The sequence below is a fragment of the Ruegeria sp. HKCCD7559 genome, assembly GCF_013110575.1.
GTDB lineage: Bacteria > Pseudomonadota > Alphaproteobacteria > Rhodobacterales > Rhodobacteraceae > Ruegeria.
Map to the genome: position 1 here is coordinate 1,406,966 of NZ_WVQU01000001.1, position 23,100 is coordinate 1,430,065.

A 23,100-nucleotide genomic window follows, 5' to 3' on the forward strand; every position below is an offset into this window, starting at 1 on the left:
CCTTGTTTGATCAACCCTGAGCGCAGGTAACTGTGCCAGGGTTTCTTTATGGTTGAACTTAACCTTCAGAATTTTACAACCGCCACCCCGATTCCTGCGCCCGGTTTTCGCAAACCGCTGGGCGCTTGCCTGCTGGAAACCGAGGTTATCACGCGCTCGCAACTGGACCATGCGTTGAGCTTGCAGACCAGGCAGAAAGCGCCGCTTGGCGAGATTCTGGTTGGCGAGGGGTATGCCACCAGGCAGGACGTTCTGAAGGCCCTGTCGACGCAGTTCGGGTGGCAGATCGCGGACCTCGAACAAATTCCACCGATGCCCGGATTGTGCAACCTGAAGCCGGTAGATTTCTGGCTTGAGAACAATGTCATTCCTTGGATGCGCATCGGCCCTCTGGTTTTGGTCGCCACTGCCCGGCCCGATCGTTTTGCAACCGTGGCAGCCGAGATGCAGGATTGCGACTGTGCCATCCTGCCGGTTCTTGCGGATTCTCATCAGATCGACAGGGTCATTGCACAGCACTTCGCGCGGACGCTCGCAAAAGCGGCCGAAACCCGTGTGAACGCGGCACAAAGCTGCCGCAACTGGACCGCCGGGTCCCGGCTCGTATCATCAGCAACAACGCTGGGTGTGCTGTGTCTTTTCGCCCTGTTCCCTTCGTTTGGATTGATGGTTTTGTTGGGCGCGGCCGTAGGTAGTTTGGTTCTTTTTGCAGCCTTTCGGATAATGGGCGCCCTGGCCTGTCTCAGCGACCGCATGAAAAAGCCGACCCAGCCAACAGAGGCGGCGATCGCGCTGCGTCACCCCTGCGTGTCCATCATGGTGCCGTTGTACAAGGAGCGAGAAATCGCGAGTGCTCTGGTGCAACGGCTTCAAAGGCTGACCTATCCCAAAGCGCTGCTGGACGTCATTCTCGTGCTCGAGGCGACCGATGACGTGACGCGCGACGCCCTTGCGCGAGTGGCTCTGCCCAGTTGGATGCGTGTTGTTGAAGCCCCGGAACTGAACGGGTTGACCACCAAACCGCGCGCCATGAATTACGCGCTGGATTTTTGCCGTGGTGACATTGTTGGCGTTTGGGATGCCGAAGACGCACCACAGCCAGATCAGATTGAACGAGTGGTTGCGCATTTCACCCAAGCTTCGCCCGAGGTGGTTTGCCTGCAAGGTGTTTTGGACTACTACAACCCTCGCACGAACTGGCGGTCACGCTGTTTCACCATCGAATACAACGGCTGGTTTCGCGTGATCCTACCGGGCATCGCACGTATGGGGCTGGTCGTCCCGCTTGGGGGAACGACGTTCTTTTTCCGCCGCGAAAAGCTGTTGGAACTGGGCGGTTGGGACGCCCACAATGTCACCGAAGATGCCGATTTGGGCGTGCGGCTTTGCCGGGCGGGTTACCGGACCGAGATGGTGGACACCGCCACCTTCGAAGAGGCGAATTTCCGTGCCTGGCCGTGGGTGAAGCAACGCTCACGCTGGCTCAAGGGGTTCATGGTCACCTATCTTGTGCACATGCGGGACCCGCGGAAACTGTATGCAGATTTGGGTGCGGCCCAGTTTATCGGCCTACAGGCATTCTTTCTGGGCACTCTGGGTCAGTTCCTGCTGGCCCCTGTTCTATGGATTTTCTGGTTGTACGCCCTGGGCATGCCCAATCCGATGGAGCAGATCCTGCCGCAGCAGATCACGACGGCGCTGATCTGGCTGTTTCTGGCAACCGAGGCCCTGAACATATGCGTCGGGATCATCGCTGTATCCGCGCGTGAACGTCGGTTTTTGCTGCCGTGGGTCCCGACGATGTGTCTGTATTTCCCGCTGGGGGTGGTCGCCGGTTACAAAGCCCTGTGGGAACTGGCGACAAATCCGTTTTTTTGGGACAAAACCCAACACGGGCAGGCCAGCGAAGACGTTCCGCTGGCCTGACGTTCACTTGTCGCGTCGACTGGCATCCTGTTTCAGACGTGTCATGAAGGCGATTGAAATATGTTCCTTCAACGCCTGCCCAGCGGCTTCTTCGTCTCGGGCCGCGATGGCCTCGACGATTCCCTTATGCTCACTTTGCGCAATCTCGCCACGACCCTGAACAGCCAGCGAAGTGGTCGCCATCAAAGCCATGGTCCGGTGAACCAGATCAAGCTGCTGAACCAGATAGCGATTGTGTGACGCCAGATGAATCTGTTCGTGAAACCGCCGGTTGGCGCGCGACAAAGCCGTTGGGTCATCGATCAACTTGTCATCTTCGACGACCATGTCCTGAAGAACCTTGATTTCTTCCTCAGTGGCGTGCTTTGCGGCAAGGCGCGCAGCCAGCCCTTCAAGTTCCCGGCGCACGATGTAAAGCTCGGCCATCTGGTTGTGATCCAGGGACGCGACGATCAACGACCGCCCGTCCCGTTCCAGCAAAGACTGGGTTTCCAACCGTTGCAACGCTTCGCGGATCGGGGTGCGTGACACTCCGAAACGCTCTGCCAGTTCGCTTTCCACCAACCGATCACCGGGTTTGTAGACACCCACATCAATGGCTTCCAGGATAAGGCTGTAGGCGTCCTTGGTCGGGGATCGGGTCTGGCTCATGGGATCGTTTGTCTCCTCGTTCGGACATGTCTAGCCGTGACAGGGGGCGGCGATCAAGTACAGCATTGAAAACCGACCGACTGCGCCCTAAACCCAAGCCATGGTCAAACCTTCGTTTAGTCATGTCACACAATGGGTGTTCGATCTGGACAACACCCTATACCCACCGCATATGCGGCTGTTCGATCAGATAGAAGTTCTGATGACGGATTATGTGGTGCAAGCCATCGGTGTTGACCGGGCCGAGGCCGACCGGCTGCGCGCGCATTACTGGCGGGAATACGGGACCACGCTGGCCGGGTTGATGGCCGAACATGATCTGGACCCCGACCCCTACCTGCACGCGGTACATCAGGTTGACATGAGCCACATGGACCCGGATGCGGAACTGGCCGATCACATCCGCGCTCTTCCCGGCCGGCGGATCGTCTACACCAACGGCAGCGCGCCCTATGCGGAACGGGTCCTCGAGGCACGCGGCCTGACAGGCCTGTTCGACGCGATATACGGTGTTGAACATGCAGGGTACCGACCAAAGCCCGAAAAAGCTGCGTTCGAAGCGATTTTTGAAAAAGACGGTCTTCAGACAGAAACGGCGGCCATGTTCGAAGATGAACCACGCAATCTCGCGGCCCCGCACGAGATGGGAATGCGTACGGTTCATGTTTCCCCCGACCCGCATGAAGCCGATCACATCCACCATCACACGGACGATCTGACCGCGTTTCTGTCGCGCCTGCGATAGGCTGTCACACTGCGACGATCTGCACGTTCTGCACGCGCTTCCACACCCCTATATGCGCGGCAGCGACGAACAGATGGAGACCCCGATGAGCGCGATTGACATGCCGCTGCGCCTACCGATTTGGCAGCGCCTTTTCTTTGCAATTCCCGTCTTTGGATGGCTGGCGCGCGACGCGGTCAACGCCAAGGCAGAAGACTTGTATTACACCGCCGCTGCGATTTTCAGCATGTGGGGCTGTTCCATCATGTTGTTCGGCCTTCCCGGCCTCTACATCCCTGCCCTTATGATGGTGCCGCTGATGTTTCTGATCCTCATCCTGATTTCACGGGGCTGAAATACGGGACAGGATGTCACTTGGCACTTGGGGCAGATCCGAACTAGGTTCTGCCCAGAATGATGAGAGGCGCCATGTCCGACAGCTGTGACATCCTGATTTCCGGTGGCGGGATCGCCGGTCTGACCGCTGCGGCGGTATTCGGAACAGCAGGTTTTGAAGTGATCTGCGTTGATCCGAGCCCTCCGATCACCGAGCGGGACGTGGACGGGTCGGACCTGCGTACGACGGCTTTCTTGCAGCCTGCGCGCGGCCTGCTGGAACAATGCGGTCTGTGGGCAAGACTGGATGCACAGGCAGCCCCGTTGCAAGTCATGCGGATCGTTGACGCCGGGGGCGACTTGCCCGAGCCACGCGTCGTTCGCGACTTCAACGCGGCCGACATCTCCGAACAACCTTTCGGCTGGAACCTGCCCAACTGGCTGTTGCGCCGTGAAATGGTGGCACGACTGGCCGAGTTGCCGAATGTCGATTTCCGCCCCGGCACCGCGACCACCAGCCTGTTCACCCGAACCGCCGAGGCCCGCGTGGGCCTGAGCGATGGCCGCCGCGTTCGGTGCAGACTTGTGATTGCTGCCGATGGTCGCAATTCGCCAATGCGCGAAGCGGCCGGCATCGAGGTGCACACAACTCGATATGGACAAAAAGCGTTGGCATTTGCGGTGACGCACCCCATTCCGCACGAGAATGTCTCGACTGAGATTCACAGATCCGGGGGGCCGTTCACGCTGGTGCCTCTGCCGGACTGGAACGGGCAGCCCTCGTCCGCTATCGTCTGGATGGAGCGCGGCCCGAAGGCCGTTGAACTTCTGAACTTGGAACCCGAGGCATTCGAGGCCGCCATGACCTCTCGGTCCTGCGGTTTGTTCGGCCCGCTGAAATTGGCATCCCGCAGAACGATCTGGCCTATCATCAGCCAATCGGCGGAACGGTTGGCGGGTGAACGCATTGCGCTGATGGCCGAGGCGGCGCATGTGGTGCCTCCCATCGGGGCACAGGGATTGAACATGTCTCTGGGCGACCTGCGTTGCCTGCTGGATTTGGCACAGGCCCGGCCCGAAGGTCTGGGAGACGAACAGATGCTGGGTGCCTATCACAAGGCCCGTCACACCGAGGTCCAGATGCGCGTCAAGGGCATTGATCTGCTGAACCGTGCCTCGATGATCGAGACGCGGCCGCTGCGGGATGCACGGGCGATGGGGCTGAACGCGCTCTATTCCCTGCCCCCCGTGCGCAAGACTTTGATGCAGATGGGCCTCGGCGTTCGCTAAGGCCCGGTCCGCTTAAAGAACCTGATCCAGCACCCGTTTCAAACGCGCGATGGTGCCGTCCACGTCGTACAGCTTGTCGAGCCCGAACAGACCCAACCGAAACGTGCTGAACCCTTCGGGCTCATCACATTGCAACGGAACACCTGCGGCAATCTGCATACCAAGTGCCGCAAATTTCTTGCCGTTCTGGATTTCGGGATCCGAGGTATAGCTGACCACAACTCCGGGCGCGCCGAAACCGTCGGCCGCAACCGAAACAACACCCTTGTCCTTCAGCATCGACCGCACACCGTCACCCAGCGCCCATTGCGCCGCACGCAACTTTTCGAACCCGTATTCACGAGTCTCTGCCATGGTGTCGCGGAAGGCCAGCAACGCATCGGTCGGCACCGTGGCGTGGTAGGCGTGGCCGCCGTTTTCATAGGCTTGCATGATCTGCCGCCATTTCTTCAGATCAAGGGCGAAACTGTCGGAACTGGTCTGTTCCAGACGTGCCTCTCCGCGTTCAGACAACATGACCAGACCGGCACATGGCGAGGCGCTCCACCCTTTCTGCGGCGCCGAGATCAGAACATCGACACCGGTGGCTTTCATGTCCACCCAGGCGCAACCCGACGCAATGCAATCCAACACCATCAGCGCACCCACTTCATGCGCCGCGCTTGCCAGCGCGGTCACATAATCATCCGGCAGAATGACCCCCGCCGACGTTTCGACATGCGGAGCAAAAACAACACCGGGCTTTTGTTCGCGAATCGCGGCGACGACCTCTTCGAGTGGAGCAGGCGCAAAAGGCGATGGGCTGGAATTGCCAGTCTCGCGCGCCTTCATGACCGTGGTCGAGTTTGTCAGAGAACCGCTTTCAATGATCTGGCTCCACCGGTACGAAAACCAACCATTGCGAACCACAAGCACATCTGCGCCGCGCGCAAACTGTCGGGCGACCGCTTCCATGGCATAGGTTCCACCACCGGGAATAACGGCAACGCCATCCGCGTTGTACACGCCCTTCAACATATCCGAAATGTCGCGCATCACCTGCTGAAACTTTTGCGACATATGGTTCAGCGAGCGGTCGGTAAATACGACCGAGAATTCTTCGAGCCCGTCCGGGTCAACGGTTTCCAGCAAGCCTGGCATGGCGCATCCTCTCCAAAGCGTTTTCGAAGTCTTGTCCGCTTTGTCAGTGCGGGTAAAGCCCTTTCGCTGCAAAACTTGACCCAACGTAAAGCTTAACAAACACTTAATTTTTCTCACTAAGTTTCCTGAAAACAGAAAAATGACGCCAACCAGTGTCACTTCCCCTTTACACTTCTACTTGCTTCTGAACAGATGCGCACACTTTATACTTGAAGGGATAGATTCACCCGTGACGATACAAAAGCGGATCAGCTTCCAGTTCGTTCGAGACGAAGTAAAACGACGCATTGAAAGCCGTGTCTGGCCACAAGGATCGCTTTTGCCGACGGAGACCCAGCTGGCAGAGGAGTTCAATTGCGCCCGGGCCACTGTGAACAGAGCCTTGAGAGAACTGGCCGACCAGGGCTTTGTCGAGCGCAAACGCAAGAGCGGGACACGTGTCAAGAAAGAGCCCAGCAAACACGCCAAACTTGAATTGTCACTGGCGCGGCAAGTGGTCGAAAACCAGAATGCAAACTATCGCTATGCGCTTGTTGAAAGGAATGTGGTCACCAGCCCAGGATGGCTTTCCTCGCAGATCAACGTGGCACCGGACGCGCGTGTTCTACATGTAATTTGTATGCACTATGCAGATAATCGGCCCTTCCAGATGGAAGAACGATGGATCAACATCGAGGCCGTACCTGACGTGGAGGACGCGGACCTGTTCGAACAGGGGCCACATGAATGGCTGTTGACGGCCGCACCTTTCACCGATGCCGAGGTCGCTTTCTGTGCCATTTCCGCAGATGCGCGACTGGCAGAATTCATGGGCACCACGGCGGGAACATCCATGATTCAAATGGAGCGCACCACCTGGAAAGAAGACAGGCCGCTTACCTTTGCGCGCATGACGCATCATCCGGGCTATTGCATCCGCACGAAATACTGACTCTGTTCAGCCGATGGGACCGGGCAGACGTTCTTCGCTCAGCAGAACGTTGGCCTCGACGTCGCCTGCACCCGGCAGAGTCATGATCCGACGCCGCAAAACACGTTCGAAATCGGCCAAGTCCCGGGCTACGACACGCAGTCGATAATCATACAGCCCCAGCACGTGTTCGACTGTCTGCACCTCGGGCACGGCACTGACAGCGCGCTCAAAATCTTCAAGACTGACTTGGCCCTTGCGCCCCAGCTTGATGCCCAGAAAGACTGTGACACCGAACCCCAGCGCCTCGGCATTCAGACGCAGCCGACGGCCCTTGATTATTCCTGCCTCTTCCAGCCGACGAATGCGGCGCCACGTGGCGGGTTGGGACAACCCGAACCGGCGCCCCAATGCTCCGGCACTTTGCGTGGCATCCTGTTGCAGCGCGCGAAGAAGACGGCGATCAATCTCATCCAGTTCGATCATACCGGCAGCACCTCGTCCCGCTTGACCCGCGCGATGTGCATAAGGGCCTCGATATCGGCAATATGAGGCAGGGTCAGAATCCGGTCGCGATAAAGCTGCTGATAATGCTTCATATCTCTTGCAATGACGGAAAGACGAACATCGACACGACCCAGAAAGGTCTGGATTTCGATTACCTCTGCCACGTCACGCGCCGCCTGCGTGAAATCGTCGAAAGCTCGGGCCTGCGTCTTGTCGAGCGTGATCCGAAGCGAAACTTCGACAGCATATCCCATCGCGGCCCAGTCTATCACGGCCTCCTGCCCTTCGATGATCCCTGCGGTCTGCATCTTTTCGATTCGCCGCCAGCAGACGCCCACGCTGATCCGGCAAAGATCGGCCAGTTCCGCTGTTGTCAGGCTCGGGTCTGCTTGAAAGTGGCGCAGAATGCGCCGATCAATATCATCAAGCATGATTTTTTCACTTTCTCTAACTATTGCGAATTATTCTTCATCTTTTTTGCAAATACTCAAGCCCAACCCTATCGCCATTGCGCGAACAGGCAGATACAACCGCCGCAATCAAACCAGAAAGGACCGGCGAAATGCGCGTCTATTACGATCGCGATTGCGATATCAACCTGATCAAAGACAAGAAAGTGGCTATCCTGGGCTATGGCTCGCAAGGTCACGCCCACGCGCTGAACCTGCGCGATTCAGGCGCAAAGAACCTGGTCATCGCCCTGCGCGAAGGCTCGCCCTCGGCCAAGAAAGCCGAAGCGGAAGGTCTGCAAGTGATGGGCATCGCCGAAGCTGCTGCCTGGTGTGACGTGATCATGTTCACCATGCCCGACGAGCTTCAGGCCGAGACCTACAAAAAATATGTCCACGACAACATCAAGCCGGGCGCGGCCATCGCCTTTGCCCACGGCCTGAACGTCCATTTCGGCCTGATCGAGCCGAAAGAAGGCGTCGACGTCATCATGATGGCCCCCAAGGGCCCCGGCCACACCGTGCGCGGCGAATACACCAAAGGCGGCGGCGTGCCCTGCCTGGTCGCTGTCCACAACGATGCAACCGGCAAGGCACTGGAAATCGGCCTGTCCTACTGCTCGGCCATCGGTGGCGGGCGCTCGGGCATCATCGAAACCAACTTCCGTGAAGAATGTGAAACCGACCTGTTCGGCGAACAGGCCGTTCTGTGCGGTGGTCTGGTCGAACTGATCCGCTGCGGCTTTGAAACTCTGGTCGAAGCCGGTTACGCCCCTGAAATGGCGTATTTCGAGTGCCTGCACGAAGTGAAGCTGATCGTTGACCTGATCTATGAAGGCGGCATCGCCAACATGGATTATTCGATCTCGAACACCGCCGAATACGGCCAGTACGTCACCGGGCCGCGTATCCTGAAATACGACGAAACCAAAGCGCGCATGAAAGCGGTTCTGGACGACATCCAGCAGGGTAAATTCGTTCGTGACTTCATGCTGGAAAACGCCGTTGGCCAGCCGACCATCAAGGCGGCGCGCCGTGCCAATGACGAGCATATGATCGAAGAAACCGGCGCCAAGCTGCGCGGCATGATGCCGTGGATTTCGGCCGGGAAGATGGTTGACAAAGAAAAGAACTAAGTAGGGCGGAAGCCTTTCACAGGGCGGCCCGCGTGGCCGCCTTTTTCGTTTGAACAAAGGTCCGGCAAGGCACATAAACAGCCGGTCAGGTTAAATTTTTTGGCGCACCCGCGCGTTCCGACAGGACAATCAATGGTTCAACAGCCGACAAGACAGGACTGGAGCGGCGTCTTCACGCTGGGCCTGATCTGGGGCGCGACCTTCATGGTCGTTGCCATGGCGCTTGAAGGGTATGGCCCAATCACCGTTGCCACCTCACGAACCACGCTGGGCGCTGTTACCCTGTTGCTGATGATGAGGGCGACCGGTCGCAAGCTGCCGGTTCTGACGCCGGCGCTGAGTGTTTCGATTGTCCTTATTGGCGTGCTGTCCACTGCCGTGCCATTCATGTTGCTGAGCTGGGGGCAGCAATTTGTGCCATCTGCCTTTGCGGGGCTGTCCATGGCTGCTATCCCGCTGATGGTGCTGCCGCTTGCGCATTTCTTCTCGGATGAACCACTGAACCTGCGCCGATTTATGGGGGTGTGCCTTGGCTTTTCCGGGGCCCTGGTTTTGATCGGACCCGGCCTTGCACAATTGGGCCAGGGGGCAGAACCCGTCGCACAACTGGCCTGCATCACGGCAGCGTTGTGTTATGCAAGTTCATCCGTGCTGACGCGACGCTGTCCGCCGGTTGACCCTTTGGTACTGGCTGCTCTGACGCTGGTTGTCGGGGCCGTGCTTCTTCTGCCCATAATGCTGGTCACCGAGGGGCTGCCGACCTGGCAAGGCCCACGCCCGACAATCGCCCTGATCGTTCTGGGATTGCTGCCAACCGCGTTTGCCACCCTTTTGCGCGTTTCGATCACCCGCAGCGCCGGGTCGGTTTTCCTGACATTGGTGAATTACCAGGTGCCGATCTGGTCGATGGTGTTCGGCGCATGGATCCTGTCCGAGGCCCTGCCCCTGCGCTTTTACATCGCTTTGGCGCTGATCCTGACCGGCATGGCCATCAGCCAGTGGTTCAGCCTGCGAAAGGTATTGTTCGGGCACTAGCTTGTGGCGGCTTCGACCTCTGCCACGATGCTGTCGACAACTTGGGTCAGCAACCCATCGTCTTCGCATTCAGCCATCACGCGGATCAGAGGCTCGGTCCCGGATTTGCGGATCAACAAACGGCCCTGCCCGTTCAGCCGCGCCTCGGCATCGGCGATGGCCGCCTGAACACTTTGAACCTCCAACGGTGTTTGATCGCTGGAATAGCGCACATTCTTCAGCAACTGCGGAACGGTTTCGAACTGCTTGGACAGATCAGATGCCTTGCGCCCCGACAAAACCATTTCCGCCAGGAAATGCAGCCCAGCCATCAACCCATCACCGGTTGTGGCATAATCGCTCATAACGATATGGCCGGACTGTTCCCCACCAAGGTTGAACCCACCTTCACGCATCCGTTCGACCACGTAGCGATCACCGACGGCCGTTCGCTCCAGACGCAAACCCTGCGCTGTCAGATGGCGTTCCAAGCCCAGGTTGGACATGACGGTCGCGACCAGGGCGTCGCCTTTCAACTGGCCCGATTTCTTCCATGCCGTTGCCAGCAAAGCCATAAGCTGATCGCCGTCAGCCACCTGGCCGGTTTCGTCGACCACAACCACCCTGTCCGCGTCGCCGTCCAGACAAATGCCCACGTCGGCGCCATGCGCGACAACGGTTTCTGCGGCCAGTTGCGGCTTGGTCGATCCGCAGTTGAGATTGATATTCTTGCCGTTGGGCGCGATTCCCACGGGGATCACTTCTGCGCCCAGCTCCCACAGAACTTCTGGCGCGGTGCGGTGGGCTGCGCCGTTCGCACAATCGATCACCACCTTCAAACCATCCAGACTGACGTTCCGCGGCAACGACGACTTCACACGTTCGCCATAGCGAAACCGTGCGTCATCAACCCGGCGCGCCCGGCCGATATTCTGCGCCTGGGCGGGTCTGACGCCTTCGTCGATCAGCCTTTCGATCTCGACCTCGGCCTGATCGGACAGTTTATAGCCGTCCGGCCCAAAGAACTTGATTCCGTTGTCTTCGGCAGGGTTGTGGCTGGCCGAGATCATGACGCCCAGATCAGCCCTCATGGACCGCGTCATGAGGCCAACGGCGGGCGTCGGAACGGGCCCCAGCAGCAGCACGTTCATTCCAGTGGATGTCAAACCGGCCGTCAGCGCGTTTTCCAGCATATAGCCGGACAAACGCGTATCCTTGCCGATAACAACCCGGTGCACCCCTGTCGCGTCGCGTCGGAAATACCGCCCTACAGCGGCCCCGATGCGCAACGCCATCTCTGCCGTCATCGGATGCGTGTTGGCGGTGCCCCGCACCCCGTCGGTTCCGAACAGCTTGCGCATAGGTGTTACTCCGTGATTTGCCGTGCGACCGGATTACCGGACAGCAGCCCATAGGCGCAAGGCCTGAGAGGTCTCGGCCACGTCATGAACGCGGATGATCTGCACGCCCTGAGACAATCCGGCCAGAGCCACCGCGATTGATCCCGGCGCGCGGGCAGTCTTGCAAGGCTCTTTTCCGATGGCGCCAATAAAGCCCTTGCGCGACACGCCCAACAGGATCGGGCAGCCTAGGCCGTGGAACAGGCTGAGATTTCGCAGAAGGATCAGGTTGTGATCCTCGGTCTTCCCAAACCCGATCCCGGGATCCACAACGACCTGACCGCGGCTCAGGCCAAGACGTTCCAGCAACGCAATCTGGCCTTCGAGAAAATCGTAAACATCCAGCAATACATTGTCGTATTGCGGATTGATCTGCATCGTCGCCGGATCACCCTGCATGTGCATGACACAGACAGGCACTCTCTGCGCGGCACAGAACGGTGCCAATGCCGGATCGAAGGTGAAGCCCGAGACATCGTTGACCAACCCTGCCCCGGCCGCGCAGGCAGCCTTGGCGACATCGACCTTTCGTGTATCGATGGAAATCAAAGCGCCTGTTTCCGACCGGATCGCTTCGATCAACGGGCGGGTTCGCGCGATCTCTTCCCCGGCCGGGACAAAATCCGCCCCCGGACGGGTGGACTCTCCGCCGATATCCAGAATCGTGGCACCATGCGCCACCATATTCACCGCAGCCACGCGAGCAGCATCTACCGAGCTGTGAACACCGCCATCCGAGAAACTGTCCGGCGTGGCATTCAGAATCCCCATGATATGAGGCACCTGCATATCAAGGCCCGCCACGTCAGCCCGCGGTTGGATCAAACGGCTCAGGTAATCTGACGGAACGTCCGAGGCCGCGACGATTTCGGGTTCTGACCCGCGCCGCAGGGCCTCGGCATGAGTGAACCAAAGGGGTTGGCCCGCCAGCGGCACAGCGCCTGCCGGACGGGTCGCTCCATGCTGAACCAGTGGTCTGAAATAGGTTCTCACAGCTGGGCCTGATCCACCGCAACAGCACGCAAGGGCGTTTTGGGTTCCGTCGGCAATGCGCCGCCGATCACCATCATTTCGCTCGCTTCAAAGGTCGCCGCGAACCATGCAGCCAGCGCCACGGCATCCGACGGGGCGGCAGACGGGCCGTCAACGGCGTCCAATACGATCTTGGATGGGGCCCAGACACAGATCTGGCCGTTCTTCATCGCCCAATCCAATTCGGTCCGCGTTGAGACCACCACACAGCGATGGTCCCGTGCCGCCAGAACCCAGGCATTCTGTTCAATTGCCAACAGGTCAATTCGGCGTTGCGTCATCGCATGACCCGTTTGCGGAGCGGCCAGTTCGGACGCCCCGACACACAGGATCAGCGGGCGCTGGCGGTTCTCCAACTGATCGATCCAACCCTTCAGGTTTTCCGAGGCGATGGCGTCATTCGACAGGAAGACAAGGCGGGGATGCGGGCGTTCTTCTTCGGCCACCTCATGATGGACCGAGTCTTTTCCACGCACGATCTCAACCCCCAACGCACCCGGGCCTCGATCCAGTTTTTCGATGCGAACAAAGACCCTTACAGCCTGAGGTTCAAGCAATATGCGTTCCGCAACGCGTTCGGCCAATGTCTCAAGCAGGTTCAGGCGCTCGGCCGCCAGCTCATAGGCGATGGATTCCGTTACGCGGTCATATGACAGGATGCGGTCCACATCATCATCAATCGGGTCTGTCAGAGGCCGGACTTCGACCACGATGTTGAAACAGATCCGCTGGGTTGTTCCCCGCTCGGCCTGGAAGGCACCGATTTCGACTTCGACGATATGGTCGCGCAAAGAGATACGATCCAACGGCCCCCGAGGAGACGTCGCTTCGGACCGTTCGGACGGGTGTGCGAATGCCAAGCGGATTTCAGAACTCATGGGTCAGGCCTTTTCGGGCTCGTTGCATAGTTTGCCTACTATAGGCGTCGCGAGGGCCTATAGCATTCAAACAAGCGCCATTCCAACCGCCGAATGCGGCGTCACGAGACCCGAAACCAGCTCATCATCCCGGAAGCAGCATGCCCAAGCATATGACAATGCAGCAACCAGTTCCCGGGATTGTCCGCGATCAATGCGATTTGGCGAGTCTGTCCCCGCCCGACCAGAACGGTATCACGCCAGGGGCCCAGAGAGCCATCGTCCATGATCAGCCGGAAGTGATGCCCGTGCAGATGCATTGCGTGCGGAAATGCGGTTTCATTTACGAACTCGATCCTGTGCAAACTGCCGACGGCCGCATCCAGAAACGGATCTTCGGGGCGCTCGGCGTAACCGTTCAGCGCCCAGAATTTGCCCAACTGCGCCAGTTCGCGGCCTGACAGTTCCGTTCCACCCAGCCGGCCGCTTTCCAGCCACCGCATTGCGCCACCTTGCAGAACCATCTGGTGCGCTCTGGCACGTTGAAAATTCCCGATCTCAGGCAGAGGGTTAGGCGGCAATGCTGACACGCCCTGCCTGTGCGCCCCGGCAGCGTTTCCACCAACCTCGAACCGCGCCAGCCCAAAGGAACCATCTCTTTCGACGCTGACCAGGCTTGCCGTTTCGCCCTCGGTGACGACATCCACAATCAGATCCGCGCGCTGCGCAGGTGCCAGCGGGAAAGAGCCCGACAGCCGCAGCGGTGTGTCCAAGGGCATTCCATCCAAGGCGACGATCCACCCTGAAAGACCATCAAGATCCAGGTCAAATATCCGGGCATTTGAGGCGTTGACCAATCGCAGTCGCAAACGCTCGTTTCTGCGTACCGCAAACGCGGGATCGAATGATCCGTTGACGGTCAGGATGTTCCCAATCCGACCTGCATGGCTCAGATCATGGCCATTGTCGAAATCATCCGTGATCTGGGCGGTTTCCGGATCAAGCCGCCAGTCGTCCAGCATCAGCACCAAATCCTGATCCACATCGGGGGCCACGGTTTCTTCGACGATCAGCGGCCCATAAAGCCCGCGCGCAACCTGTTCAATCGACTGGTTATGCGCATGGTACCAATAGGTCCCTGCATCGGGAACGACGAAGGAGTAATCAAAGCTTGCGCCCGCTTCCACCGCGTCCTGCGTCAGGCCGGGCACGCCGTCCATGGCGTTTTCGATGCGAATGCCGTGCCAATGGACCGACGTGGCTTGCGGGAGCTGGTTCATCAGGGTGCGCTGGATGCGGTCGCCCTGCCTGACGCGCAGTTCAACGCCGGGAACAGACCCGTCATATGTCCAGACTACCGTTTCAGGATAACTTGCTGGCGCGATCGGGTATTTGGCTACACGCGCATTAAGCGGTGCAAAACCCGCGCTGGCCACACGCGGCATCAGAAATGCTGCGGCGGCGGATTGCAAAAGATGTCTGCGGTTCAAAATCATTGCGGGCCTCCTGGCCCGCAATATAGGATGCAACCTGCCCCACGCCAGCAAGCTTCCAGCGCGGGTGCGTCAATCAGTTGCTCGCTGTCCGATAGTTGTGGCGGTAGAAAATGTGCACGCCGATTTTCGCCGTCTGTTTATAGACCCGCGACCAGGACGGGCGGACCGATGTCGTGTGATAGTGCGTCGCCCCTTCGGTCAACTCATCCGCCACACCATCAATAGCTGCCCGCGCGACTTTTGCCACACGCTCATACGCCGTTTTCTCGTGGATGACCTCTTTGCGGCCATCACAGGTGTATGTAAATTGGCACTGGTATTTCTTGCCGGTCCCCTGATGGATCACCCCGCACAGGGAATCCGGGAAACGGCTGCTTTTGACCCGGTTCAGGATCACCTCGGCAACCGCGAACTGGCCGCGCACGCTTTCGCCGCGCGCCTCGAAATACAGGGCTTCGGACAGGCATTTCCAGTTTTCACCACCGGAGGCCTTTGGTTGCTGGTCAAGCCAGTCTTTGGAGAAGGACACTTCGACAGGTTCAGCCGCCTTGCGGGGCTGGAACAGCTTGAAATAGTCCCGGAAGCTTTGCGCCGGCAGCTCACTGCGGGCGACAAGTTCTTTCTTTGCAGTATCAATTGCTTCCCTCTCGGCGAAGGACGCACTCGGCAGCACGGTTGCCGCCATTGTAGCAACAGCCATTATGTAACGTAGCATCAGATAACCTCGCACAGGCACATCACGCGCCATACCCTCCCCCGGCGGGCGCGACGAGGCATCTAACGCAATCCTGCGCAAAGGTCCAGTATCCTAAAAAAAGCAAGTGGAAAATTGCCCGTGGCGAAAATAATTTTCGCCTACGAATGACCGAATAACCCACTATTCCTTGGGGTTCAGCGCGGTGTCAACCCCCAAGTCTGGAGGAAATCGCCAGTTGAGCGGCAGCCAGCCGAGCGACCGGAACCCGGAACGGCGAACACGAAACATAGTCAAACCCCAAATCCCTGCAAATGGCGATTGATTCGGGGTTCCCGCCGTGTTCGCCACAGACCGAAAGGGTCACATTCGGTTTCGCGGCACGCCCTCGTTCCGCCCCGAGTTTCAGCAATTCCCCGACCCCATCCGGATCAAGAACGTGGAACGGATCTTCGCCAAAGACTCCCTGCCGAACATAGGCGGACATGAAACGACCGGCATCGTCGCGGGACAGGCCGTAGGTCATCTGTGTCAGGTCGTTTGTACCAAAACTCATGAAGGCGGTCTGCGGCGCGATTTCTTCCGCGCGCAGACAGGCGCGTGGTGTTTCGACCATGACGCCCAGCCGATATTCGAACTTCTGTCCCCGTTCAGATTCAACGGCGGCGGCGACCGAATCGATGCGGGATTTGACCAGTTCAACCTCGCGCTTGGCAGATACCAGCGGGATCATCACTTCGGGCACCACCGGGGCACCGTTTTTTCTGGCCTCCAGCGTGGCTTCGAAAATCGCGCGCGCCTGCATGTCGTAGATCTCGGGCACGGTGACACCCAGACGAACGCCGCGCAGGCCCAGCATTGGGTTGTATTCGGTCATCGCCTCAACCCGGCGTTCAACGTCGGACACAGGAAGGTCCAGCGCCTCTGCCAGTTCCCGTTGCCCGGTGCGCGTTGTCGGCAGAAATTCATGCAAGGGTGGATCGAACAGGCGGATGCAGACAGGCTGGCCTTCCATGATCCTGAACAGCTGAACAAAATCCTCGCGCTGCATCGGAAGCAGGCGTTCCAGCACCGCCGCCCTGCCCGCCGAGGTTTGCGCAAAGATCATTTCACGCATCACGATCAGACGGCCGGGATCAAAGAACATATGTTCTGTCCGGCACAGACCGATCCCCTGAGCCTGAAAGTTCCGGGCTGTCTGCGCGTCAGCCGGTGTGTCGGCGTTGGCGCGGATGTCGATGTCACGCTCGGCATCGGCCCAGCCCATCAGCGTCTGGAAACAGTCATCCAATGCGGCCTCGAGCATGGCGGGTTGACCGGCCAGCACCTGACCCGAGCTGCCATCAATGGTGACAATATCACCGGTTTTGAACACCCGCCCATCCGGTGCGGTCAGCATCTTGTCTTTCGTCTGAAACCGCATTTCCGAGGCCCCGACGATACAGGGCAGGCCCAATCCGCGCCCGATCACGGCCGCGTGGCTGGTCATGCCGCCCTTTTCCGTCAGAACCGCAACGGCGGCATGCATCCCGCGCACATCCTCGGGCGAGGTTTCCCGGCGCACCAGAACACACGCCTCGCCACGGGCGGCACTGGCCTGCGCTTCGGCCGAGGTGAACACGATCTTGCCGGTCGAGGCACCGGGGCTGGCACCAATGGCGGTGGTCAGCACATCGCGGCGCGCATCGGGGTGGACCTGACGGTGCAGTAATTCGTTCAGCGCGTGCGGGTCGACACGCATCACCGCCTCTTGCGGCGGTATGATACCGTCTTCGGCAAGACGTACGGCAATGCGCATGGCCGCGCGGGCCGATCGCTGCACCCGGACGCCATCCAGAATATGCACTTTGCCGTTTTGAATGACGAACTCGACCTGCATTTCTTCACGCAGTTTTTCGCGCATCAGGACGGCATGCGTTTTGACGTCGGCAAAGGCTTTGGGCGCAACCTCTTCCAGCGAGGGGCCGCGCGGGTCTTTTTCAAGAAACAGGGCTGCCACATCTTTGCCTAGCGCGTCGCGCCCCTGGCTCTGGCTTAGGTAGCGACCGGTGATCTGTGGCATTCCTGTTGTGGAATCAACCAGTTGAAGCACGCCTGATCCGCATTCACCCTGCCCGACGCCCGGGATCATCTCTTGAATGACAAGCCCAAGACCCGCATCTGCCGGGGCACCCTTGGCCTGCCGCAGCAGCCGGGCGGACGTCCCGTCCCATGCACGTGCCATCGAGCGCAGAACGCCGATCAGCTGTTCACCCCGGTCCTGCGGGAAGGCTTCATCCGTTTCATCTTCGTAGGCGCGCAGGGAGTGGCGCAAGCCTTCGCTGCCATCCATGTCGATGTCATCAAACACATCCGCGTCCAGCCGCGCCACGTGGATCGCATAGCTTTGAACGAACCTGAGATACAGCGCAGCAGCGGCCTCTGCCCCCATGGTATCGGACAGATCCACATAGCGGGCATCATTCATGCCAATGTTCAGAACCGCACCGGGCCCGCCCCAATCGGGATCTTCAGAACTTGGTCGGACGCATAGCAAGGTCGTGGAGTCGAATTGCTCAAGGATCGCGTCAAGGTTCGGAACGTCGCCTTCCGCAATCTGATGGACCGCATCAAACGACAAGGCGACGGTCCGGGGCACCGGCAGGTCCAGTCGGACCAGCCGTTGCAGACACTTGGCCCGCCCGCCATGGGTATGGGCCGTGACCGGCGCATCGGATGTAATGAGCGTGGTATGCGGATTATTCTGCACTGCAGCACCTTTTGATTTGCCTGCAGCATAAGCGCTTGCGCCCTTCGTGCAAGGGCGTTGTGGGCACGCATCGCTGCGTGCCCGAGGTTTTAACCTTCGATCCGCGACAGATCGGCCACGCTAGAACAAACCTGCCTGATCTGACTGAGCAGGTTCAGCCGGTTGCGGCGGATCACGTCATTGTCGGTGTTGACCTGCACGTCCTCAAAAAACGCATCCACCGGCCCGCGCAGCCCCGCCATGGCCGCCATTGCAGTTGGAAAGTCTTCGGATTTCAGGGCCACGTCGATTTGCGTCTGCGCCCCATCCAAAGCCATGAAAAGCGCCTTCTCGCTGTCGGTCTCGGCGAATTTCACATCCGCACCGTAAGAGTATTCCACGCCGTCCTTTTCCTCGGCCTGGGTCAGGATGTTGTTGGCCCGCTTGAACCCCTGTACGAGGTTTTCCCCATCTTCGGTCGCGATCACGGCATTCAACGCGCGGGCACGTTTGACCAGCAGGTTGAGGTCGTCATTCCCCTCCATCGCGATGCACGCATCGATGATGTCGTGGCGGATGCCCTCGTCACGCAGAAAGACTTTGAGGCGGTCGTGGAAGAAGGACAAAAGGTCATCGGACGTATCGGGTACCTTCCGTTCAAGACGCAGAAAGTCCGTCATTTGGTGCGTCCCGGCCTTGTCGCCCGCAAGCTTCTCCTTCACCGTACGGAACGCCGTTCCGAAAACACCGTGGTCGGCAATCTCATCCAACAGCTCTGCGACATGCCCGTCGTGCAAGGCTTCGTTGGAAGCCGCTTCGGCCCGAACGAGTTGCGCGTCGAAGAAACGATCCAGCTTCAGCCGCAGATCATTGTTCAGGATCAACCGGATCACCCCCAATGCCGCGCGACGCAGCGCGAACGGGTCCTTCGACCCGGTGGGCTTTTCGTCGATCGCCCAGAACCCTGCCAGAGTATCAAGTTTGTCCGCAAGCGCCACGGCGACCGACAGGGGTGCCGCAGGCACATCATCCGACGGCCCCAGCGGCGAGTAATGTTCCTGCGCAACAGCAGCCACCGCGGCATCCTCGCCGGCGGCTTCGATGTAATACCGCCCCATGAGCCCCTGAAGTTCGGGGAATTCATAGACCATCTCTGAACTCAGATCGGCCTTGGCCAGACGCGCGGCTTTCTCGGCCTGATCCGGGTCGGCGCCCGTCACCAGAGCCAGTTCGCGGGCCAGCGCGGCGATGCGCTCGATACGTTGGGCCTGAGTGCCCAGTTTGTTGTGGAAGGTCACGTTCTCCAGCGCGCGGGTCCATTGGGCGATGTCCGATTTGGCAACGCGCAGGTCGTTCTCCCAGAAGAATTTCGCATCTGCCAGACGCGCCGACAGCACCTTCTGGTTGCCCGCCAGAATGGTCGCGCCATTGTCGGCGGTTTCGCGGTTGGCGACGGTGATGAAACGCTCGATCCGACCGGTCTTGTGGTTTTTTACGGAAAAGAACTTCTGATGCTCTTTCATCGAGGTCTGCAACACCTCGGGCGGCAATTCGAGGAATTCCTCGTCGATTTTCCCCATCAACACCACAGGCCATTCCACCAGCCCGGCAACCTCGGCCAACAGTCCCTTGTCTTCGACGATTTCCAGACCGGCGGCAAAAGCCATGTTCTGTGCATCATTCCAGATGTGTTCGGCACGTTCATCCTGTGACAGCAAAACGAATGCGCGTTTCAGCTTGGCGGCATAGTCCTCGAAAGACGTAACCGAGAACCGGTTGGGGGCCATGAAACGATGACCGGCTGTGGTATCACCGGAACGGATGCCATCGACCTGCATCGGAACAACCTGCGCCCCTGATTGATCCGACAGGATGCACAGAATCGAATGCAACGGGCGCACCCACCGCAGACTGCCACTGCCCCAACGCATGGATTTGGGCCATGGGAAGTTGCGAATAGTGGCTTCCAGCACTTCGGCAATGATCTCGGCGGCCGGACGGCCCGGTTTCTCGATGGTGGCGAAGTAAACGGCGCCCTTGGGGGTCTCGCGCTCTTCCAGTTGGTCGCGGGTCAGGCCAGCACCCCGCAGAAATCCTTCAATCGCCTTGTCCGGCGCGCCGACCTTGGGCCCTTTGCGCTCTTCCCGGATTGTCGGGCTTTGCGCCAGCAGACCTTCCACCGCCAATGTCAGACGGCGGGGTGTCGTCAGTGCGGCCGCGTTTGAATAGGTCAAACCGGCCTCGACCAGACCATCGGTAATCCGCTTTTTCAGATCCTCACCGGCACGGGTTTGCATCCGCGCAGGAATTTCTTCGGAAAACAGTTCGATCAGCAGGTCGGGCATAGTCGGTCCTTAGAAGTTCACAATCGTCTGAATGACGATGGCATTGGCGATATCCACAAAGAAGGCGGATACAAGGGGCAACACGATAAAGGCAATAGGCGACGGCCCATATCGCTTGGTTACAGCCGTCATATTTGCAATCGCCGTGGGTGTGGCGCCCAGGGCAAAGCCTCCGAAGCCCGCGGCCAGCACCGCTCCGCGATAATTCGAGCCCATCAGGGGAAACAGTACCCAAATCACGAAGGCAACCGTAAACACCGTTTGCGCCGTCATGATCACGGCAATTGCCACACCCAGTTCCGCGATGGTCCACAACTGCAAGCTCATCAGTGACATTGCCAGAAAGGCCCCAAGCGCAAATTCAGACAGCAATGCCAGCGACGGTGTCCGTGCAACCGGCGGCGCGGACGGAGCGATGGCCGCCCGGACATTCGAAATCACGATGCCCATGATCAGACAGGGCACAAACAGCGGCAGTTTAAGCCCGGCTGCCGAAATCGCCTCGCCCAGCGCATAGCCCAGAATAATAGCAAGGTTCAGATGCAGCAGCACGCGCATGATGGTCATATGGTCAATTTCGGTGGCTGCGGTCGTTTCTTCCGGCAGTCCAACGGTATGTTCTTCGCCAGGTCGGTCCGGCGACAGGCCTCGTGTTTCCACCAGAAGACGCGCGATGGGGCCCCCGACCAGCGCTGCAAGCACCAGTCCGAGCGTCGCCACGGCAACGCCAAGTTCAGTTGCACCGTCCAGACCCGTAGCGCTGGCAACTTCGGGTGCCCATGCAATTGCGGTTCCGTGTCCACCAATCAACGCGGCCGAACCGAACAGAACGCCTGCTTGCGCCGGATAGCCAAACAAGGAAGCCCCTGCCGCGCCGATAACGTTCTGCGCAACAATCGTGACAAGCGTCAAAATCAACAGGATCAACAAAGGCTTACCACCGGCAATCAAGTCAGAAAGCCGCGCGTTCAATCCGATTCCGGCAAAGAACAAAACCAGCAGAGCGTCCCGGGTCTGCAACTCGAATGACAGCTCTACATTGGCACCAAGATACAGAAGCAAGACCACGAGCGAGGCCAAAAGGCCGCCCGTGACCGGTTCAGGAATATTGAACTGCCTCAGAACTGCGACTTTGCTGTTGATCCGGGCACCCAACAAATACACCGCAAACCCCAGAGTTGCAGTAATGAAGTCCGGGATTAAAACGGCGTCAGCCATGGTTTTCCTCAGTTTTCAGGGCGCGTCGGGCACTCCTCACCCACCACCGTACCGTCATAGGCTTTTTCACCGCAGTTGTTCAACGCGTGCCAGACATATCCCTTGCCATCCCTGGTAATCGCCACGATCCGGTCGACGCCGAAATGGATGTTCTTCTCACTCAAAAACGCCTGCGCCTGCCCCGATTTCAGCGCATCGCCTAACGACACGGCGTCGTAACAGTCAAACCAACCCGGCGCGGTCAAGGGTTCGGGGTTTTCGACAGCAAAAAACCCGGCCATCTGATCCGGTTTCAGATTCGTTTCAAAACAGCCACGGTAGCGGATCGGAGAACTGTCTGCATCGATCGCCTGAAAGTCTGAATAGGTGATCGGGACAGGCGCATCGCTTTGGTCCGTCATCAGGACCACGTCCTGGCCGGGTTGAGGTTCGACCTCGTAGTAGAAACCGTAAATCTGCAAATAATACATCCCGGCCCCGGCCACCAAGGCCGACAACAAAAGAACAATTGCCAGCAGTTTTCCCGTCATGTTTCAGGCTGCCTCTTTCAAGTTCTTGTAAAATAGGACAGGTTTCGTCCGGGTACAGGCATCAATGAGGTCAACACCATGGAATCCACGCTTGCTGTCGGTTTTTTCGGCGCATTGTTTGCCATCATGAACCCGGTTTCCAACCTGCCGGTGTTTCTGAGCGTCACTCAGGATCTGCCTGCCGCCGACCAGCGCAAGATTGCGGTGAAGACGGTGATCTATTGCCTGATCCTTGGCGGTGCCTTTGCGCTGGTCGGAAGTCAGGCGCTTGGCCTTTTTGGCATCAGCGTCAATCACCTGCGCGTCGCCGGCGGCCTGGTCGTCATGATGATCGGTCTCAACATGCTGAACGGAAACGAAAGCACCTCTCATCACGGAACAAAAGGAGAGAAGGAAGCTTACCCCGAAACCGATACGGTGGCCTTTTACCCGCTGGCCTTTCCCATTCTCGTGGGCCCCGGCACGATAACCACCCTGATCTTGTACGCACATCAGGTTAAAACTGCGGTCGAGGCCTTTGTTTTTGCAGGCGTATTTCTCGTTGTGGTCGGCCTGCTTCTGATCACGTTCTGGAACGCCGCCTGGCTGGCTGAACGCCTGTCCAGCAACGCGCGCGTGATTATGAGCCGCTTCATGGGTATGATCCTTGCCGCCATTGCCGTCAGCATGATCGCAGACGGGCTCAAGGCGCTTTTGCCCGGGCTGGCCTGATTGCCT

General features: G+C 58.9%; 21 protein-coding genes. 8 read left to right on the forward strand and 13 right to left on the reverse strand.

Annotated elements, in window-relative coordinates; genetic code table 11:
- The first annotated feature begins 48 nt into the window (after positions 1-48).
- Positions 49-1,926 (forward strand): glycosyltransferase, encoded by a 1,878-nt coding sequence (locus tag GS605_RS07015; RefSeq protein ID WP_171723476.1) that lies wholly within the window; start codon positions 49-51, stop codon positions 1,924-1,926.
- Positions 1,927-1,929: 3 nt separating this feature from the next.
- Here GS605_RS07015 and GS605_RS07020 read toward each other — a convergent pair whose 3' ends face one another.
- Positions 1,930-2,577 carry a GntR family transcriptional regulator gene (locus GS605_RS07020; RefSeq protein ID WP_171633258.1) on the reverse strand — a complete coding sequence of 216 codons (648 nt, stop codon included), beginning with the start codon at positions 2,575-2,577 and terminating at the stop codon, positions 1,930-1,932.
- A 100-nt stretch (positions 2,578-2,677) separates the two neighbouring features.
- Here GS605_RS07020 and GS605_RS07025 point away from each other — a divergent pair, with 100 nt between their 5' ends.
- The 3 genes from GS605_RS07025 to GS605_RS07035 all read left to right on the forward strand — a co-directional run bounded on the left by GS605_RS07025 (position 2,678) and on the right by GS605_RS07035 (position 4,927).
- Complete coding sequence (locus tag GS605_RS07025) at positions 2,678-3,322, forward strand: pyrimidine 5'-nucleotidase (protein ID WP_171723477.1); 645 nt, start codon at positions 2,678-2,680, stop codon at positions 3,320-3,322.
- A gap of 85 nt (positions 3,323-3,407) precedes the next feature.
- Positions 3,408-3,656, forward strand: a complete 249-nt coding sequence (locus GS605_RS07030; RefSeq protein ID WP_171228521.1) for a hypothetical protein — start codon at positions 3,408-3,410, stop codon at positions 3,654-3,656.
- Positions 3,657-3,730: 74 nt separating this feature from the next.
- On the forward strand, positions 3,731-4,927 hold the full coding sequence (locus tag GS605_RS07035) for a UbiH/UbiF family hydroxylase (protein ID WP_171723478.1): 1,197 nt from the start codon (positions 3,731-3,733) through the stop codon (positions 4,925-4,927).
- A gap of 12 nt (positions 4,928-4,939) precedes the next feature.
- Here the strand turns inward: GS605_RS07035 and GS605_RS07040 are convergent, their stop codons facing one another.
- A complete protein-coding gene (locus GS605_RS07040) occupies positions 4,940-6,067 on the reverse strand; it encodes an aminotransferase class V-fold PLP-dependent enzyme (RefSeq protein WP_171723479.1) in 1,128 nt (375 codons plus the stop codon).
- Positions 6,068-6,296: 229 nt separating this feature from the next.
- Between GS605_RS07040 and GS605_RS07045 the strand changes: the two genes are divergently transcribed.
- Positions 6,297-6,998 (forward strand): GntR family transcriptional regulator, encoded by a 702-nt coding sequence (locus GS605_RS07045; protein WP_348539704.1) that lies wholly within the window; start codon positions 6,297-6,299, stop codon positions 6,996-6,998.
- Between the two features lie 6 nt (positions 6,999-7,004).
- Here GS605_RS07045 and GS605_RS07050 read toward each other — a convergent pair whose 3' ends face one another.
- Positions 7,005-7,463 carry an Lrp/AsnC family transcriptional regulator gene (locus GS605_RS07050; protein ID WP_152457626.1) on the reverse strand — a complete coding sequence of 153 codons (459 nt, stop codon included), beginning with the start codon at positions 7,461-7,463 and terminating at the stop codon, positions 7,005-7,007.
- Entirely contained in the window at positions 7,460-7,915 is a 456-nt protein-coding gene (locus GS605_RS07055) for an Lrp/AsnC family transcriptional regulator (RefSeq protein ID WP_171723480.1), read from the reverse strand. Before GS605_RS07055 ends, GS605_RS07050 begins: the two co-directional genes overlap by 4 nt.
- A gap of 131 nt (positions 7,916-8,046) precedes the next feature.
- Between GS605_RS07055 and ilvC the strand changes: the two genes are divergently transcribed.
- Both ilvC and GS605_RS07065 read left to right on the forward strand, forming a co-directional pair.
- Positions 8,047-9,069, forward strand: a complete 1,023-nt coding sequence (gene ilvC / locus GS605_RS07060; protein ID WP_171633271.1) for a ketol-acid reductoisomerase — start codon at positions 8,047-8,049, stop codon at positions 9,067-9,069.
- Positions 9,070-9,201: 132 nt separating this feature from the next.
- The gene (locus tag GS605_RS07065; RefSeq protein ID WP_171633273.1) at positions 9,202-10,104 is read left to right on the forward strand and encodes a DMT family transporter; all 903 of its coding nucleotides are present in this window, start codon (positions 9,202-9,204) and stop codon (positions 10,102-10,104) included.
- Here GS605_RS07065 and glmM read toward each other — a convergent pair.
- From glmM to GS605_RS07110, 9 genes are all read right to left on the reverse strand, one after another.
- Positions 10,101-11,444 (reverse strand): phosphoglucosamine mutase, encoded by a 1,344-nt coding sequence (gene glmM / locus GS605_RS07070; protein ID WP_171228515.1) that lies wholly within the window; start codon positions 11,442-11,444, stop codon positions 10,101-10,103. The genes GS605_RS07065 and glmM overlap by 4 nt on opposite strands.
- Before the next feature lie 33 nt (positions 11,445-11,477).
- Positions 11,478-12,476 (reverse strand): dihydropteroate synthase, encoded by a 999-nt coding sequence (gene folP / locus GS605_RS07075; protein WP_171723481.1) that lies wholly within the window; start codon positions 12,474-12,476, stop codon positions 11,478-11,480.
- Complete coding sequence (locus tag GS605_RS07080; RefSeq protein WP_170346604.1) at positions 12,473-13,393, reverse strand: dihydroneopterin aldolase; 921 nt, start codon at positions 13,391-13,393, stop codon at positions 12,473-12,475. Before GS605_RS07080 ends, folP begins: the two co-directional genes overlap by 4 nt.
- Before the next feature lie 101 nt (positions 13,394-13,494).
- On the reverse strand, positions 13,495-14,868 hold the full coding sequence (locus GS605_RS07085) for a multicopper oxidase family protein (protein WP_171723482.1): 1,374 nt from the start codon (positions 14,866-14,868) through the stop codon (positions 13,495-13,497).
- Between the two features lie 73 nt (positions 14,869-14,941).
- Positions 14,942-15,583: a cell wall hydrolase gene (locus GS605_RS07090; RefSeq protein WP_171723483.1), complete on the reverse strand. Its 642-nt coding sequence runs from the start codon at positions 15,581-15,583 to the stop codon at positions 14,942-14,944.
- Between the two features lie 187 nt (positions 15,584-15,770).
- On the reverse strand, positions 15,771-18,311 hold the full coding sequence (locus tag GS605_RS07095) for a putative PEP-binding protein (protein ID WP_171723484.1): 2,541 nt from the start codon (positions 18,309-18,311) through the stop codon (positions 15,771-15,773).
- Positions 18,312-18,400: 89 nt separating this feature from the next.
- Positions 18,401-20,635, reverse strand: a complete 2,235-nt coding sequence (gene glyS / locus GS605_RS07100; RefSeq protein ID WP_171723485.1) for a glycine--tRNA ligase subunit beta — start codon at positions 20,633-20,635, stop codon at positions 18,401-18,403.
- A 9-nt stretch (positions 20,636-20,644) separates the two neighbouring features.
- Positions 20,645-21,853 carry a sodium/glutamate symporter gene (gene gltS / locus GS605_RS07105; RefSeq protein WP_171723486.1) on the reverse strand — a complete coding sequence of 403 codons (1,209 nt, stop codon included), beginning with the start codon at positions 21,851-21,853 and terminating at the stop codon, positions 20,645-20,647.
- Positions 21,854-21,861: 8 nt separating this feature from the next.
- Entirely contained in the window at positions 21,862-22,383 is a 522-nt protein-coding gene (locus GS605_RS07110) for a DUF6446 family protein (RefSeq protein ID WP_171723487.1), read from the reverse strand.
- 78 nt (positions 22,384-22,461) lie between these two features.
- Here GS605_RS07110 and GS605_RS07115 point away from each other — a divergent pair, with 78 nt between their 5' ends.
- Positions 22,462-23,094, forward strand: coding sequence for a MarC family protein (locus GS605_RS07115; RefSeq protein WP_171633290.1), 633 nt, complete (start codon positions 22,462-22,464; stop codon positions 23,092-23,094).
- Positions 23,095-23,100: the final 6 nt, after the last annotated feature.